General features: G+C 40.3%; 13 protein-coding genes. 6 read left to right on the top strand and 7 right to left on the bottom strand.

Going from position 1 to position 16,294, the window contains the following annotated elements; all coding sequences use genetic code 11:
• Positions 1-57 precede the first annotated feature (57 nt).
• Entirely contained in the window at positions 58-3,537 is a 3,480-nt protein-coding gene (locus tag E0H82_RS11045; protein WP_131264763.1) for an indolepyruvate ferredoxin oxidoreductase family protein, read from the bottom strand.
• A 200-nt stretch (positions 3,538-3,737) separates the two neighbouring features.
• Here E0H82_RS11045 and E0H82_RS11040 point away from each other — a divergent pair, with 200 nt between their 5' ends.
• On the top strand, positions 3,738-4,676 hold the full coding sequence (locus tag E0H82_RS11040) for a LysR family transcriptional regulator (RefSeq protein WP_131264761.1): 939 nt from the start codon (positions 3,738-3,740) through the stop codon (positions 4,674-4,676).
• A 565-nt stretch (positions 4,677-5,241) separates the two neighbouring features.
• On the opposite strand, the gene E0H82_RS11035 is transcribed toward E0H82_RS11040, so the two are convergent.
• Complete coding sequence (locus E0H82_RS11035) at positions 5,242-6,240, bottom strand: NADP-dependent oxidoreductase (protein WP_131264759.1); 999 nt, start codon at positions 6,238-6,240, stop codon at positions 5,242-5,244.
• A gap of 54 nt (positions 6,241-6,294) precedes the next feature.
• Entirely contained in the window at positions 6,295-7,098 is an 804-nt protein-coding gene (locus E0H82_RS11030) for an oxidoreductase (protein ID WP_131264757.1), read from the bottom strand.
• A 225-nt stretch (positions 7,099-7,323) separates the two neighbouring features.
• On the opposite strand from E0H82_RS11030, the gene E0H82_RS11025 reads away from it, so the two are divergent.
• From E0H82_RS11025 to E0H82_RS11010, 4 genes are read left to right on the top strand one after another with little or no spacing between them, the layout of a single operon-like run.
• Positions 7,324-8,337 carry an alpha/beta fold hydrolase gene (locus E0H82_RS11025; protein ID WP_131264755.1) on the top strand — a complete coding sequence of 338 codons (1,014 nt, stop codon included), beginning with the start codon at positions 7,324-7,326 and terminating at the stop codon, positions 8,335-8,337.
• A 40-nt stretch (positions 8,338-8,377) separates the two neighbouring features.
• Entirely contained in the window at positions 8,378-9,241 is an 864-nt protein-coding gene (locus tag E0H82_RS11020) for an alpha/beta fold hydrolase (RefSeq protein WP_131264753.1), read from the top strand.
• 46 nt (positions 9,242-9,287) lie between these two features.
• A complete protein-coding gene (locus E0H82_RS11015; RefSeq protein WP_131264752.1) occupies positions 9,288-9,674 on the top strand; it encodes a helicase in 387 nt (128 codons plus the stop codon).
• A 9-nt stretch (positions 9,675-9,683) separates the two neighbouring features.
• Positions 9,684-10,934, top strand: coding sequence for an NADH:flavin oxidoreductase/NADH oxidase family protein (locus E0H82_RS11010; RefSeq protein ID WP_131264750.1), 1,251 nt, complete (start codon positions 9,684-9,686; stop codon positions 10,932-10,934).
• A 68-nt stretch (positions 10,935-11,002) separates the two neighbouring features.
• On the opposite strand, the gene E0H82_RS11005 is transcribed toward E0H82_RS11010, so the two are convergent.
• From E0H82_RS11005 to E0H82_RS10995, 3 genes are all read right to left on the bottom strand, one after another.
• The gene (locus E0H82_RS11005) at positions 11,003-11,437 is read right to left on the bottom strand and encodes a winged helix-turn-helix transcriptional regulator (RefSeq protein ID WP_131264748.1); all 435 of its coding nucleotides are present in this window, start codon (positions 11,435-11,437) and stop codon (positions 11,003-11,005) included.
• Between the two features lie 154 nt (positions 11,438-11,591).
• Positions 11,592-12,659, bottom strand: a complete 1,068-nt coding sequence (locus E0H82_RS11000) for an alpha/beta hydrolase (RefSeq protein ID WP_131264746.1) — start codon at positions 12,657-12,659, stop codon at positions 11,592-11,594.
• A gap of 29 nt (positions 12,660-12,688) precedes the next feature.
• A complete protein-coding gene (locus E0H82_RS10995) occupies positions 12,689-13,186 on the bottom strand; it encodes a cyclophilin-like fold protein (protein ID WP_131264744.1) in 498 nt (165 codons plus the stop codon).
• A gap of 238 nt (positions 13,187-13,424) precedes the next feature.
• On the opposite strand from E0H82_RS10995, the gene E0H82_RS10990 reads away from it, so the two are divergent.
• Positions 13,425-14,330 carry a LysR family transcriptional regulator gene (locus E0H82_RS10990; RefSeq protein ID WP_131264742.1) on the top strand — a complete coding sequence of 302 codons (906 nt, stop codon included), beginning with the start codon at positions 13,425-13,427 and terminating at the stop codon, positions 14,328-14,330.
• Here the strand turns inward: E0H82_RS10990 and E0H82_RS10985 are convergent.
• Positions 14,293-15,501, bottom strand: a complete 1,209-nt coding sequence (locus E0H82_RS10985) for an MFS transporter (RefSeq protein WP_131264740.1) — start codon at positions 15,499-15,501, stop codon at positions 14,293-14,295. The two genes, E0H82_RS10990 and E0H82_RS10985, sit on opposite strands and share 38 nt — an antisense overlap.
• Positions 15,502-16,294 lie beyond the last annotated feature (793 nt).

The following is a 16,294-nucleotide window of genomic DNA, read 5'->3' as shown; positions in this document are numbered from 1 at the left end:
CAATACCACCTCAGTTTGACCCTGTATCAGCTACTCATTTATATAAATCTATTTCTCTTATTCATGTTCTTTACAAAGACTCAATGCAAGCTCATCCCAACGTTGTATCGCCGTGTCCATCGCTTGTATTTTAACATGACCAAAACCACGTACATCTGCTGGTAATTGAGCGATTTGCTCAGCAACAGATAAGTCATAATTTTCAGGTGCAGAACTAATGGCGTTGACAAATGCGATATATCGATCACGCCATGCATGTTCTTTTTGACGTTCTTGCTGTAAAGCAAATGGATCAAGGAAAGTTTCTCTAAGCCATTGTAGTCGACCAAGAATCATCATCGGAATACGCATCCAATAGCCGAAAGCACGTTTGCGTATGGCACCATGAGCACCCAAAGCAGGAGGGGCTAAGTGATAGGTTAAACGTAACCCTTGACCAAACTGTGCTTCGATTGATTGTTTAAAGCTTTTTCCTGTGAGTAAGCGTGCAACTTCATATTCATCTTTATAGGCCATGACTCTATAGAGCTGTGTCGCAATGGTTTCCGCTAATTCTTTTGGCAATACTTTGGCAGCTTGTTCAGCAAGATTTCGATACTGAGCTGCATAATCTTGATTCCAATACTCGACCAGACGCGCAGAACGATCTTCAACGAGTTCAGCCAACGTGGTTGGTTTACGCGTTGTTGGTATGGTTGCAATAATGCGTTTGGCTAAGTCAGGGTCACTCATCAGATGACAACCGATGCGGAAAGCTTCAAGGTTTTTTTCAGTAGCTGTGCCATTTAGGTGAATTGCCTTTTCAATACTTTCACGTTTCAACGGAATCTGACCCGATTGCCAAGCCATACCAAGTAAAATCTGATTTGCAAAGATCGCATCACCTAGTACTTGTGTGGCAATACGTGTTACAGGTAAAGATATAAGTTTGCCTTGTGTCGTCCGACCACGAAGTCGCTGAATTAAATCTGTAATTGGTGCATACCAGTCACGCGACTCAAGGAAAGCAGAAGTAGGGGAACCATCTTCATTCACGATGACAACAGCATCCGCTTTTAAACGTGAAAGTGCTGCATTACTTCCTGCAACAATGGCATCTGCACCGATTAAAATATCACATTGACCCGCAGGGATTTTGGTTGCAGAGATTTGCTCATCTTCTGTCGCAAGTTGTATGTAGGAATAAACCGTACCCCCTTTTTGGGCCAGTCCAGCCATATCCATGATACGTGCAGCTTTACCTTCCAAATGAGCCGCCATTCCAAGTAAAGCGCCTGAGGTAACCACACCTGTACCACCCACACCCCCGACCATAATACGGATGGGTTGTTGATCCAGTTCAGGAATAATTGGTTTTTCTGGCCAGCCAGCACCAATACCTTCGAATATTTCTGGGCGTTTCATGTCGCGGGTATGTACCGTCACAAAACTTGGACAGAAACCTTCGACACAAGAAAAGTCTTTGTTACAACTACTTTGATTGATTTGACGTTTCGTTCCTAATGCTGTTTCAACGGGTTCAATCGATAAGCAGTTCGATTTTTTAGAACAGTCACCGCAACCTTCACAAATCTCACTATTGATAAAAACTCGCTCTGCAATATCTGGATAAGCATTGCGTTTACGGCGACGGCGTTTTTCACTGGCACAGGTTTGAACATAAATTAACGCCGTAACACCAGAAATCTCACGTAATTTGCGTTGTACATCATCTAGCTCATTTCTGTGATAAATCTCGACGTGAGACGCAATACCTTCTTCGGCATGAATCAACTCAGGTTCGTCTGTGACGATGACTTGTTTTGTGATGCCTTCTGCATCAAGTTGTCTTGTTAGTTGTGCCACGCTGAGGTGACCATCGACATGCTGTCCACCGGTCATGGCAACGGCATCATTGTAAAGAATTTTGTAGGTTATATTGAGTTTTGCAGCGATCGCTTGGCGAATGGCCAGATAGCCTGAATGGAAATAGGTTCCATCGCCGAGATTGGCAAAAATATGTTTTTCATTGGTGAAATGAGAAGCGCCAGCCCAACTTACGCCTTCGCCTCCCATTTGCGAGAATGTTTCTGTGCCATGATTCTGTAACACGGCAATATAATGACAACCGATCCCGCCCAGTGCACGACTGCCTTCGGGTAACTTAGTTGATGAGTTGTGAGGGCAGCCACTACAAAAGAAAGGTTTGCGTTCTGCAATATCTAAAACATGCTGTGACGCTTGCTCTGCTTTTTGTAATAGCTCAACTTTATTCTGAATTTGCGTTTTTAAGTTTTCTGGAATATCTAATTTTAAGAACCGAGCTGCCAACATTTTTGCAATCGGTTCAGGTTGGAACTCATAGTGACCAATCAAAGGGGCTTCATTAATTGATGTACTCCATTCACCTTTTCCATCACAGGCTTTACCAATGATACGAGGGCGTTTATCATCTGGAAGCGCATAGAGTTCATCTTTTATTTGTACTTCAAGAATTGGGCGTTTTTCTTCTACAACAATCAGTTCTTCTAAACCTTCGGCAAATTCACGCAAACCTTGCGGCTCTAAAGGCCAAATTAAAGCCACTTGATACACTCTCAGTCCGAGCTGTTGGGCCGTTTCACCTTCAATTCCTAATATACGTAAGGCTTCGATGGTATCTAAATAACCTTTACCACTTGCTGCAATACCAATACGCGCATCAGCACAATGCCACGTCACCTGATTCAGTTCATTTTCATGGGCATAAGCCACTACAGCGGGTAAACGATATTTATAAAGACGCTCTTCTTGTTGAATGCCATGATCTGGCCAACGAATGTTGACACCATCTGCTGGCATTTGAACATTTTGGGGTAAAACAGGAATGACTCGATTTAAATCCACATGAACAGAAGCAGAGGTTTCAACAATTTCACTGACTAACTTCATCGATGTCCATACACCTGCAAAACGTGACATTGCGACCGCATGTACACCTAAATCAAGAATTTGTTGTATGGAAGTCGGGTAAAAAATTGGAATGCCACAACCGATCATGACATGTTCTGACTGGTGTGGAATACTCGAAGATTTACAAGAATGATCATCACCAAAGAAGGCAACCACGCCGCCTAACTCTGATGTTCCTGCAAGATTGGCGTGGCGGAGAACATCTCCAGAACGATCTACCCCTGGGCCTTTGCCATACCACCAAGAGGTCACACCATCATATTTACCTTGACCTGCGAGATTGGCTTGTTGGGTACCCCAAATTGCAGTAGCAGCGAGATCTTCATTTACGCCAGGTTGAAAAACCACATGATGGTCTTTGAGTATGCTTTCAACTTGCCAGAGAAAATTATCATAATTTCCGACAGGGGAACCACGATAACCTGAGATAAAACCAGCAGTATGACAACCGTTTAAAGTATCCCGCCGTGTTTGCGCGAGTGGTAAACGCACCATGGCCTGAATACCTGTCATGTAAGCAGTACCATCATCACTTAAATATTTATCTTCAAGTGATACATCCTTGGTTGGAATCTTATTTGGAGTAAATTTTGTCGCTATATTCATTTATTTCTCCTTGGAATTTTGTAGTTCGAGCTACTTTCTTTTCTCAACATCCCGTTGAATATTTGGAGTAAATGACATACTAAAAAAGATTGATCAGTTCATTCGGAACAAAAAAACTGCTCAATGTATGTACATTAATGTCATTGTGATTGATCCAGACTGGTGCAACAATGCGTAATTAAGAAAAACATATTTACGTTATGCGCAAAAATCTTGATGGTGGATTACTCCATGCAATGCATGCTTTTCTAAAAGTCATTGATAGTGGAAGCTTTACGGCTGCCGCAGAGCAGATGGAACTCACAACAGCGCAAGTGTCCCGACTCATTAGTGAATTAGAAGGGCGTTTAGAAACAAAATTACTACAACGAACCACGAGACAGCACGCACTGACCGATATTGGTGCAACTTATGCAGAGCAATGCCGTCAAGTGCTGGCAATGGTAGAAGAAGCCGAAGCGCAGGCGATGGGAATGGCGACCAAACCACAAGGGAGGTTACGTGTTTTGAGTATGGCAAGTTTTGGACATCATTATGTGTCTCCAATGATGGCCGAGTTCTGTCAAACCTATCCAGAACTTACAGTGGAATACCGTACTTCGCAGAATGTCCCAGACCTTTTAGGTAAAGGAATTGATGTAAGCTTATATCTTACGGAATCTTTGGCTGATTCAAGATTTATGGCGCGTCAAATTGGGACAATATTTTCATTACTTTGTGCATCACCAGCCTATTTAGAAAAATATGGCGAACCAAAATCATTAGATGATTTACAAAAACACGCCTGTTTAAGATTAGTAAACCCATCTATTACACCGCAATGGCATCTCGTTAGTGAAAACAGTTGTTCCTATCAAGTTGATATTACAGGGCCATTGATTGCAGATACACCAGAGCTCTTACTGGACATGGTTCAGCAAGATATGGGCATCGCATTGCTTCCAACCTTTACCGTGATTGAGGCGATACGTACTGGGAAATTACGTCGCATTTTAGCAGATTGGAGATCACCTGATATTGGTGTTTATACCTTACTACCATCGCGTCATTTTATTGATGCTAAAACAAGAGCATGGTTAACGTGGGTAGAGCAGCATATTTCACCTAAAATTCAGAGTGATACAGAGTATTTTTTATAATTCCAATTCGCGATTCAAAACATTAGGGAAAGTCTTAAATAAAAGAGTAGATTTACCAGAAAAAAAGAAACCACAGTCCATAGATAATATGCCGGTAAAGATTGATGAATAAGTACAGATACAAAACAGTCGGCTATGACAGATCAAATGGCGTTTAAACAAAGCTAACTATATGTATATGCACGATACTGCAAAACGTATTGGAACAACTGCAAATATCGATAGGCTACGTGTCTAGATTACAACATAACCAAGATGGTGTTCATTTTCGTACTCGGCATCGTGAATATAAATATACGAGCATTCATGATGCTGAGCTGTTTTTGGGCTATTTATCAAATGAGCACAACCTCTAGTCATTTATAAAAATGATGGGCTTTTCTAAATGACTAGCATCAATTCAAGCTTGACTATAAAGTGTCTATAAAAGCATTTGCTGTTCACCTTGTATTCATTTAGCTTCTTTAATATTCCTCAACCTGCGCCGAACCAGTACCTAAAGCAATTTGTGAAACATTTAAACCTGTTTAACCAAACAATTGATCATTCATATTTATCTTCGATCTTATTCAGAAATTTTTAAGATGACTTTACCTTTTGCTCGTCCAGTATTTACATATTGGAAAGCATCTTTAATCTCACTAAATTCATAAGTTTTATCTACGACTGGATTTATTTTCCCAGACTCGACTAATTTTGAAATTTCTGATAACTGTTGGCCATTCGGCTGCATAAACAAAAATGAGTAGGTGATGCCTCTTTTTTTTGCTTTATGGCGAATTGACCAGCTTAATAGGGGGATAACACATTTTAGAAACCAGTTCGGATTAATTGCTTCTGCAAACGCTTGGTCGGGTGGGCCTGAAATACTGATAAGTCGCCCACCACGTTTTAGAACATTGAGTGACTTCTCTAAAGTTTTTCCACCTTGCGTATCTAAAACTACGTCATAGTCTTTAAGTTCTTGCTCAAAATCTGTCGTTTTATAGTCAACAATGATGTCTGCACCCAACTCTCTAACCCAACGAGTATTTTTACCACTTGTCGTTGTAGCAACAGTTGCACCTAGATGTTTAGCAAGCTGAATCGCAATTGATCCCACACCGCCTGAACCTGCATGAATCAGTACTTTTTGACCAGCTTTAAGTTTTGCAATTTCAACCAGTGCTTGCCATGCAGTCAATGAAACAAGCGGAAGAGAAGCCGCCAGTTCCATAGAAATATTTTGAGGTTTCAGTGCAAGTGAAGACTGCTGAACCACTGTATATTCAGCAAATGTGCCGTTTAGATCGGTCTTGGCATAAACTTCATCACCCACTTTAAACTGGGTAACCTTCGAGCCTACGTCTACAACTGTACCTGCAAAATCATTCCCCAATATAAAGGGGAACTTCACCGGAAGAATTGCTTTAAATTCGCCCTCTAAAACTCTTAAGTCGAGAGGATTAATGCTTGCTGCATGAACTTTAACAAGCACTGTATCTTCAGTTACAGAAGGCTTGGTTTGTTCATCGAATTGTACATTATCAATATTGCCATAGTGGCTAATGTAGGCTGCTTTCATTTGAAACCTCTATTTCTCGAAATTATTTTAAAGTTTTATAAGCTTGGGTTTGTTCTAAACTTTCAAGCTGCGATGAATTAATTTGTCAAAGATATTTGCAGGTGCAAATCGTCTTAACGCTTTTAAGCTTTTTGCAGTTTTTCCTGCTGTGTAGCGTGGCACAACATGTTGACTTTGAATGACTGTTAAAATTGTATTGGCAACCACACTCGGGTCATCTGACTTATTAATTGAATTAATCATTTGTTTATGTAGCTTTTCACGAGTTTGATCGTAAAAAGAAACTTTATTGTCTGCTTCGAGTAAGTTTACTCCTAAAGAAGTATTCGTATAAGCAGGTTCAATCAAAGATACACGAATGCCTTGTGATCTTAACTCGTGGTCTAAAGATTCAGAATAACCTTCGAGTGCATGTTTAGACGCAGAGTAAAGCGCGCCAAAAGGCATAGGCACAAGTCCAAGAATTGAACTGATATTTAAAATAAGTCCTGAGTTTTTCTGACGCATGTGCGGAATAACTGCGCGAGTCATTCGAACGGCACCGAAAAAGTTAGTATCAAAAATAGCCTGCGCTTGTTGCATTGAACTTTCTTCGGCACCAGCAGGTGCTATTGCAAACCCGGCATTATTAATTAAGACATCAATTTTTCCTTCAGTTGCTATTACTTTTTCAACGGCTTGGGCAACTGAATCATCTTGATTTACGTCTAACTCAATAAGATGGAATTTGTATTTTGATGAATTTTTCGCTTGTCGGCTTGTGCCATAAACAATAAATCCAGCCTCATATAAAAGGTTTGCTGTTGCTAAACCAATACCAGAAGATGCGCCTGTAATGAGAACTACTTTACCAGTCATACCATTTTTTCCAATTTGAAGGTGTTCGCTATTCAGTTTCACCTTGATTTTTTAATCATAATCTAAAAATAAAATAGTTACTACTAAAAAGATAGTGACAAATAAATAATGTGGTCTTATAGTAAGTATTAAATAAGTAGTAACTGTGAATGGTGTCGTTAATCTCAATAGATTGCTCATCAAAACAGTTAAATCAGTTGATGAATAGAATTAGGATCAAAACAAATGAAGCTTTTATTAAATACAGTTGCTATGAGTTTGACGGCGATATCTATTTTTAGTGCTCCCTTAACTCAGGCAGAGGTTGTGCCATCGGTTTCTTTTAATGAAACATCAATTCAGGCACATAAAGTGTCATCAAGTGCTGTTAGCAATCCGAAAGCAGGGCAACACGCTCAACAAGATATAAATTGGACAAATGTACCAACTCAATTTATTAGTGCTGGTGGCGTTAACTTCGCTTACCGAGAATATGGTCAGAAAAACGGTGGAACGCCTGTCATTTTCTTAAATCATTTGGCTGCTGTGCTAGACAATTGGGATCCAAGAATTATTGATGGAATTGCAGCAAAACATCATGTTGTTGTGTTTGATAATCGTGGTGTTGGTGCTTCTACGGGTAAACCAGCCCAGTCGATTGAGCTGATGGCAGATGATGCGATTGCTTTCATTCAAGCAAAAGGATTTAAGCAAGTTGATTTATTCGGCTTTTCGATGGGCGGCATGATTTCACAAGAGATTGCTTTGAAGCAGCCGAATTTAGTTCGAAAAATAATTTTATCAGGAACTGGCCCTGCGGGCGGTACTGGAATTAGTACAGTCGGGCGAGTTTCTAATTGGGATTTAGTTCGTGGAATGGTTACCCATCAAGACCCTAAAGTTTATCTATTTTTCACTCGTACAGAAAATGGTAAAGCTTCTGCAAAAGCCTTTATTCAACGTATTAACGAACGTACCGAAAACCGTGATAAAGAAATTACCATTTCTGCCTATCGTGCCCAGCTTAAAGCACTCAAAAAATGGGGAAATAAGAAACCAGATGATCTTTCTGTAATTCAACAACCTGTTCTTGTTGCCAATGGTGATCATGACCGAATGGTGCCAACAGTAAATACTTATGATTTAGCAAAGCGCTTACCGAATAGCTCACTTGTTATCTATCCAGATGCAGGTCATGGGGGAATATTTCAGTTTCATGATGATTTTGTAAAACAATCCCTCACGTTTTTAGCTAAATAAAAATTAGCTTAATCAGAAACTTAAATTCAGGATAAAGACAATGACTACTATTACTCATCAAACAGCCGAGACCCAATTCATTGAAGTAGATGGAGCAAAATTTGCCTATCGTCGATGGGGTAATGCAAATACAGAGCAACCACCGCTATTTTTTCTTCAGCATTTCCGAGGCAGTTTAGACAATTGGGACCCAATCATTACCAATGGTTTAGCACAAGGGCGTGAAGTCATTTTGTTTAATGGTCGAGGCATTGCTTCATCTACAGGTCAGCCTCGTACTCGTATTGAAGATATGGCAGACGACGCAGCAGCAGTCATTCGTGCATTAGGCTTAAAGCAGGTTGATCTATTAGGCTTTTCACTGGGAGGGTTTCAGGCACAAGATTTAGTACGCCGCCACCCTGAACTCGTCAGAAAACTAATGCTTTTAGGTACGGGACCAAGAGGCGGTAAACCACGTGGAGATGATCCAGAAGTCGCTGCTTTGGTATTGAAGCATGCAACAACTGCTGTGCCTTCTGAAGAAAACTTCCTCTTTTTATTTTTTGGCCGATCTGAAGCTGCTATTCAGGCGGGTCATAAATTTTGGAAACGTCGACATGAACGCAAAGATCAAGACACGCCAAGTTCAGTTGAAGTCATGCAGGCACAGATAGAAGCCAATATGCATTTTTTACCTAAACTTGATGAACAAGATCCTTTTGCACATTTACGTGAGATTAAACAACCTACTTTCATTTTAAATGGTGTCGATGATGTGATGATTCCGACCATCAATGCCTATCACATGGCACTTAACATTCCAAATGCTCAGCTATTTATTTATCCAGACGCAGGTCATGGTGCCCAATTTCAATACCCTGAACGCTTTGTAAAGCATGCAATCCAGTTTTTAGATGAATAAATGCATGAGTTCGAGCTAGTCAATTTGATGAATCAAGAAGGCAAAAATGATGAAATTTAAATTATTGCTGTGGATGCTGACCAAGCTCATGCAGCGTGCTGTAAAAAAGAATCCGAAATGTGCAGCTTTTGTGAAGGATAAAAATGTCACCTTTCAGATTCAGACGGCAAGTGGTGAAGGCCGCTATTTCGAAGTAAAAACCGGCAAGATTAACTCTTACTCTGGGCTAACCAAGTCACCAAGTTTTACCTTTACGTTTAAAACGGGTAGCAAAGGGTTTGCCGTGTTGTCAGCGAAAGACAGTGTAAACACTTTTTTAACTGCACTTAAAACACAAGACCTTGTCATTACCGGAAATTTTGTGGATGTGATGTGGTTTCAAAGTTTAGTGGACTTTATTCAACCCCATTCAAAACCATCTTTAACTGTGTGAGATAAGGCCATGACTCATCTGCAATTAAAAACCAATCTTTTGAATCAGCCTTTAACTCTGCCCAATGGTGTCATCATTCCAAACCGGTTAGCGAAGGCTGCAACCAGTGAAACCTTAGCCAGCTATTCAAATAATCCAAACGAAAAACATGTTCGGCTATATCAGCGTTGGGCAGCATCAGGGATTGGGATGATCATAACTGGCAACATTATGATTGACCGCAAAGCCTTAGGTGAGGCTGGCAATGTGGTGGTCGAGGATGAGCGTGATTTTGAAATTTTACAGAAATGGGCAAAAACCGTGACCGAACAAGGTTCTCAATTGTGGGCACAGTTAAATCATCCAGGAAAACAATCACCGAAAGGATTAAATGTACGTAATATTTCTGCATCGGCAGTGCCATTTGGTGCAGAAATGCAGTCTTTATTTGCAACACCACATGAAGCCACACACGAAGAGATTTTAGAAATTATTCAGCGTTTTGGCCGTTGTGCTGCGATATGTAAAAAGGCTGGATTTAGTGGCGTTGAGATTCACGCTGCACATGGTTATCTGATTAACCAGTTTTTGTCACCTTTGCACAATTTAAGAAATGACGAGTGGGGTGGCACACCTGAAAAACGTCGCCGTTTTTTAATGGAAGTTTATGCAGAGATCCGTAAACAAGTCGGTAAAGAGTTCCCAATTGCCATTAAGCTTAACTCGGCAGACTTTCAAAAAGGTGGCTTTACTGAACAAGACTCATTAGAAACCATTCAAGCTTTAGCAGATGAAGGCATTGACCTTATAGAAATATCAGGCGGCACCTATGAGTCTGGCGTAGCAAAAGCGCCACAAAAAGCATCGACAATTGTACGCGAAGCTTTCTTTATTGATTTCGCAGAAAAAGTGAGAACACTGGTAAAAACGCCGTTGATGGTAACGGGTGGATTCCGAACTGTAGAAGGTATGGATCAAGCTTTGCAGTCACATGCATGTGATGTCATTGGAATTGCAAGACTTATGGCAATTGAACCTGATGTATCCAAATCTTTACTGTCAGGAAAAAATGGTTTTCAGTCAGTGCAACCCATCAAAACAGGCATCAAGAAAATTGATAGTCTTGGCGTTATGGAAGTACTTTGGTACACCCAGCAACTCAAACGCATTGGAAAAGGTAAAGAACCAAAACCTAAGGAAAGTGGCTTATGGGCATTTATTAAATCGGTTTTACGCAGTGGTTGGGGAACCTATGCAACTCAACGTAGCAGAGCAAAATAACCAATTTATTTTAAATAGAACCCATAAAAAGCACTCTCATTGAGTGCTTTTTTAATTTAAATTATTCGCTATTTTTGACTAATCGGGCGAGTGCCAATTTCGGCACCAGTGATTTGATCAATCACAATCGGCTTAATTTCAGTCCCTTGTTCAGCATCAAGGAATATAGGCATTTTTTCAGGATTTTCAAACGGTTTATGCTTCCGTCCCCAAGCTCCAATCACAAACAAAACTGGTAGAAAATCGTGACCTGCTTGAGTGAGTACATATTCTTCGCGTGGCGGATGTTCAGAATATTGTCGCTTTTCAAGTAATCCTTCATCGACTAAAACAGACAACCGTTTTGTTAGCATGGTCGGCGCAATACCTAAACTTTTACGGAACTGATCAAAACGAGTGAAACCCGCATGAGCATCTCGCAATATCAGCATGCTCCACGCATCGCCAAGAACTGAAAGACTTCTTGCAATTGGACAGACTTCAAGATTGGTATTTTTACTCATAAGAAATTAATAAACTTGAATGTAACTACTAAAACAATAGTAACATGGTTTTATATTCTTAACTATGATAATTACTCTATAAAAGACAAGTGAACGGCGAATTAAAACCGAAAGGTGGCTCTTAATCACCTTCAGGTTTTTAATCCAATCTTTACTATAAATTTTTTTCAAAAAATGCTGCTAATTTATCGAATGGAATTAAATTCACACGATCATATAAATCAACATGTCCTGCACCTTTAACGTAATACAGTTCTTTGGGTTGCCCAGCCAGTTTATAAGCCTCTTCACTAAACTCTTTTGAATGCGCCTGATCACCAGTAATAAATAGCATTGGGCGAGGTGAAATGGTTTCTATGTCATTAAATGGATAGAAGTTCATAAACTTGATGTTACTGCTGAGTGTTGGGTGTGTGGTTGTTTTAGGATCAGCACCTTTAGCTGTAAATTCACCACGCGGAGTACGGTAGAAGTCATAAAACTCACGTTGAATTGGATGAGTATCCTGAGTTAATTCATGCACCGTTCCACTGGTATATTCAGTTTTTCCACCTGCAAACTCCACATAACGTTGCTGAGCAGCAGACGCAATGATCTGTTTTCGCTGTTCTAAGCTCTGAGAATGGTTTAGTGCATTACGGTTTGCCGCACCCATGTCGTACATACTCACAGTCGCAATCGCTTTCATGCGCGGATCAATTTTTGCGGCACTAATGACAAAACTACCACTACCACAAATTCCTAAAGCACCAATACGTTCACGGTCAATAAAATCACGGGTGCCTAGATAATCAACCGCTGCATTAAAAGCTTCACTATACATGTCAGGAGAAACCACATTACGGGGCTGTCCTTCACTTTCACCCCAGAATGGCAAGTCAATCGCTAAGGTGATAAAACCCTGTTCTGCCAACTTTTGAGCATACAGCATGGAACTTTGTTCCTTGACGGCACCCATGGGATGACCAATTACAATTGCAGGTGATTTTGCTCCCTTTTTAAGGTTTTTAGGGATCACCAAATTACCCACTACCTGCATATTGTACTGATTTTTAAACGTCACTTTTTGGATGTTGACCTGACTACTTTGGTAAAAATTATCTGCATTATTTAACATATCTGCTGCCATCACTGTGGTAGAGGAGAATAAACTTACTGTTGCTGCCGTAATGACTGCTAAAACAGATTTACGAAATTTTTGGTTGTACTGAATGACTGACATAGCAATCTCACTTATTCATCATTGGGAAGTTATTTCACTTGGCGAATCACAACGGTTAATTCCGACTGACTCAAAAACTCTTTTGGCAGGTCTTCCATTTTTCCTAGAAAAATAAGCCCATTTGCATAACCAACTTCAGAGTCTTTATAAAAAATCGCTAAATTTCCCCAAGGTGCGTAATAGCTAAGGTCACCTGTTTTGCCCGCATAACCTTTGGATGCTGACTGGGTTGATAGTTTATGGGGTAAAGTGGCTATTTTTTCTGAGGATGCATAATCGCTAAGCTTCAATGAAAGCGGCAGTTGTTTAATAAAATCTTGGGTGCTTGGTGATGAATCTAAGGTTGCAAAAATAGGCTGTTCTAAGCCTTCAACCTCAATTTGAATTTTCATTTTTGAAACTCTTGTCACAGTTGGATGATGGTCGAGGTTAGGTTTAGCGGTAGTAGTTAAGGCAAAGCAGCTCAAAAGAATTGCAAGCACAATCGAACAGCCAACAAAAGCATAGGAATATTTAGTTTTATTCATGATTAATATGCTCTTAAATTCATTGATGCAGATGCCTATTTCCTATCCACATTCCCAACCGACCATCGTATAAACCAGTTAAAACCATGTGTTGAAAACAGTTTAGGTGGTTTTATTTAGAATGATTAGACTAAAAAATCAGCATGGACTTATGAGTGGTATTCATTAATCATGCATTAAATTGACCTATTTCGCGTTATACTGGATGAGTTAGCAATAAATATAAAAGCTGATTTTTATGATCACCAAAGAAAATTACAACGATCTCTATGCCTTTCTGATGGTGACGCGAGAGGGAAGTTTTACTAAAGCCGCTGGAAAACTCGGTGTTTCGCAATCTGCACTCAGCCATACCATTCGGGGGCTAGAAGAAAGGCTAGGTATGCTATTACTGACGAGAACCACAAGAAGCGTCTCGCCAACAGAAGCAGGAGAGCGCTTAAGGCAAACCATTAGTGCCAGTTTCGATCATATCGACAATGAGCTTTCCTTGTTGAGTAAGTTAAGGGATACACCCGCAGGCACCATCAGGATTAATGCCAGTAGCCATGCCATCCGACAAATTTTGCTGCCAAAACTCCAACAACTAACCCAGCGTTATCCTGACATTAATATCGAATTAACGGCAAACAGTGGCATGGTGGATATTGTTGCTGAACGCTTTGATGCGGGTGTCCGTTTTGGTAGCCGTGTCGCAGAGGGCATGATTGCTGTTCGGATTGGTAATGATGTCAAAATGGCTGTGGTAGCAACACCTGAATATTTTGCAAAACATGGTCAGCCTCAATCGCCACAGGAGTTGACCCAACACTCCTGTATTGGTTTCCGACTCACCACACAAGGCGGTATCTATGCTTGGGAGTTTGAAAAAGATGGGCTGGAAATAAAAATCAAAATTAATGGGCAATGGGTCTTTAATGAATCCTATCATAGTGCCGATGCTGTACGGTTGGGACTGGGAATTGCCTATATTCCAGAAGATATGGTTGAAGATGATCTGCGTTGTGGACGACTGATCAAGGTACTGGATGATTACAGCATCCAGTTTTCGGGTTACCATTTATACTATCCACATCGGAGACAACAATCCCCAGCTTTAAGACTGGTTATTGATACTTTACGTTTAACCGATACCGCCGTGTAAATGAGGCAAATAGGGCACTCATCCCCAATACAACTGCACTTAAAATAAAGGTTGCCTGATAGCCTTGCCAGTCGAAAAGTAAGCCCCCGAAGGTTGCCCCTAAAGTAATTGCCAATTGAATAATGGCAACCATGAGACCACCACCAGTCTCCGCTTCATGAGGCAGAGAGCGGGTGAGCCAAGTATTCCATGCCACAGGTGCGGATGTACCAATCAAACCCCATAAAGCCATCAACACTGCAATCATCCAGACATGATGCCCAAATAAGATAAATCCACCTGCTAGAAATGCCATTGTGAGTGGAATCAAGATTAAATAACGATACAAATGTTTATGTAAGATGTGACTGATAATAAAAGTACCGAGCAAACCTGCAATACCTAAAATCAATAACAGCATAGAAAGCTGGTTTGCATCCACCAAAGTCACTTTTTCTAAAAAGGGGCGTAAATAAGTAAACAGTGCAAACTGCCCCATAAACAAGAACAAGATAGCGAACATACCTAAGCAGATCACAGGCCGTTTTAATAACAGGAATACATTGCCACTCATTTGTTGAGTCTTGACTGGAGGTAGTGAGGGCATGGTTTTAACTTGCCAGAGTAATGCAATCATGGCAATGGGAACAATACAAAAGAAAGCCCCACGCCAACCAATGACCGAACCCAAAAAACTACCTAAAGGTGCAGCAATAGTAGTGGCTAAGGCATTGCCGCCATTTAAAAGTCCCAATGCTTTTGGTATATCATTGAATGATACCAATCGCATTACAATGGCTGTGGACATTGACCAAAAACCGCCTATGACGATTCCTAGAATTGCCCGTCCTAACATGAATACAAGAGCATTATGAGCAAAAGTAATAATGATGCCTGAAAGTATCATCAATAGCATTAGCCCAAGCATCACGGAACGTCTATCCCAGTTTCTAGTGAGTTTACTTATCATCAAACTGGTAATAACAGCAAAAATCCCTGAGATTGCAATTGCCTGTCCAACCTGACCCTCTGTCATCTTGAGGTCAAGCGCAATTGGTGTAAGTAAGCTCACAGGCATAAATTCAGATGCGATCAGCACAGCGCAACATAGAGACATCACCACAACCGCGCTCCATGTAGCCGTATTCACCGTTATATCTGTTGAAGAGTTGTGTTCGATAGGAGAAGACATATACATACCTGCTTTAAAAATAAAGCATTTCTAAATTGAATTTGGAATGGGGGATAAACTAACAAATTAGAAAAGTATGAGTTAGAGGGCTTTGTTGAATAGAGTTATGAATGAAATGCATGAATAACTTGTGAATATAAAAATATCTTCTAGCATGAAATATTGAAAATGATTGCTGATAACAACATTATTTAGTGAAGTTCCCTAGAAATACACAATGCGGAACTTTAGTTTTTTAAACTTTAATTCTTTTACTTCATGATCTAAAAGTAGATGCTCAATATTTAATTAAGTGTTAACTTAATTATCTAATTAAATGAAAAATAACAACTATTTAAATATTTTCTAGCCAATTTTACATTGACACCTTAAATATTGAAGATTACCATTTGCGTGCTGGCCACATTGCCAGTCGGTTTTGACAGACCGTTTCACTCATACATCAGGGCTATTCCTTCTGAGGGATAGTTTTGTGTGTATATCTCGTTCCCTCCCGTTGCGGTAGGACGGGAGAGGGACACCTTCGGGTGTGCTAGTTGAGTGACTAGTCTGTCAACCCTCTTTCGTTCTGCCACCATAAATTTCTTATGCTCTGGCAGAACTCCAAATATAAGGAGTTGGCTTTGCACATTCATATTTTTTTGGCAGCCATTGTCAAAGTACACTATAACGACACAACTTAAAATTTTACCAAGCTTTGACCGCCGTTCGGCTGTTCAGGCTTTCATTTATTATTACTAAAAAACTTAGCAACAATAAAACTTGAGATGTGCTAGGCACAGTCTTTACGGCT

Source organism: Acinetobacter sp. ANC 4910, assembly GCF_004331035.1.
Lineage (GTDB): Bacteria > Pseudomonadota > Gammaproteobacteria > Pseudomonadales > Moraxellaceae > Acinetobacter.
This window is presented reverse-complemented; position numbering and strand designations above follow the sequence as displayed.

What these genes read in the sequence shown, in the direction of transcription:
- E0H82_RS11000 (WP_131264746.1), bottom strand. Translation starts at nt 12,659, where the DNA reads ATGTCAGTCATTCAGTACAACCAAAAATTTCGTAAATCTGTTTTAGCA.
- E0H82_RS11035 (WP_131264759.1), bottom strand. Translation starts at nt 6,240, where the DNA reads ATGAAAGCAGCCTACATTAGCCACTATGGCAATATTGATAATGTACAA.
- E0H82_RS11025 (WP_131264755.1), top strand. Translation starts at nt 7,324, where the DNA reads ATGAAGCTTTTATTAAATACAGTTGCTATGAGTTTGACGGCGATATCT.
- E0H82_RS11030 (WP_131264757.1), bottom strand. Translation starts at nt 7,098, where the DNA reads ATGACTGGTAAAGTAGTTCTCATTACAGGCGCATCTTCTGGTATTGGT.
- E0H82_RS11010 (WP_131264750.1), top strand. Translation starts at nt 9,684, where the DNA reads ATGACTCATCTGCAATTAAAAACCAATCTTTTGAATCAGCCTTTAACT.
- E0H82_RS10995 (WP_131264744.1), bottom strand. Translation starts at nt 13,186, where the DNA reads ATGAATAAAACTAAATATTCCTATGCTTTTGTTGGCTGTTCGATTGTG.
- E0H82_RS10985 (WP_131264740.1), bottom strand. Translation starts at nt 15,501, where the DNA reads ATGTCTTCTCCTATCGAACACAACTCTTCAACAGATATAACGGTGAAT.
- E0H82_RS10990 (WP_131264742.1), top strand. Translation starts at nt 13,425, where the DNA reads ATGATCACCAAAGAAAATTACAACGATCTCTATGCCTTTCTGATGGTG.
- E0H82_RS11020 (WP_131264753.1), top strand. Translation starts at nt 8,378, where the DNA reads ATGACTACTATTACTCATCAAACAGCCGAGACCCAATTCATTGAAGTA.
- E0H82_RS11005 (WP_131264748.1), bottom strand. Translation starts at nt 11,437, where the DNA reads ATGAGTAAAAATACCAATCTTGAAGTCTGTCCAATTGCAAGAAGTCTT.
- E0H82_RS11045 (WP_131264763.1), bottom strand. Translation starts at nt 3,537, where the DNA reads ATGAATATAGCGACAAAATTTACTCCAAATAAGATTCCAACCAAGGAT.
- E0H82_RS11040 (WP_131264761.1), top strand. Translation starts at nt 3,738, where the DNA reads ATGCGCAAAAATCTTGATGGTGGATTACTCCATGCAATGCATGCTTTT.
- E0H82_RS11015 (WP_131264752.1), top strand. Translation starts at nt 9,288, where the DNA reads ATGATGAAATTTAAATTATTGCTGTGGATGCTGACCAAGCTCATGCAG.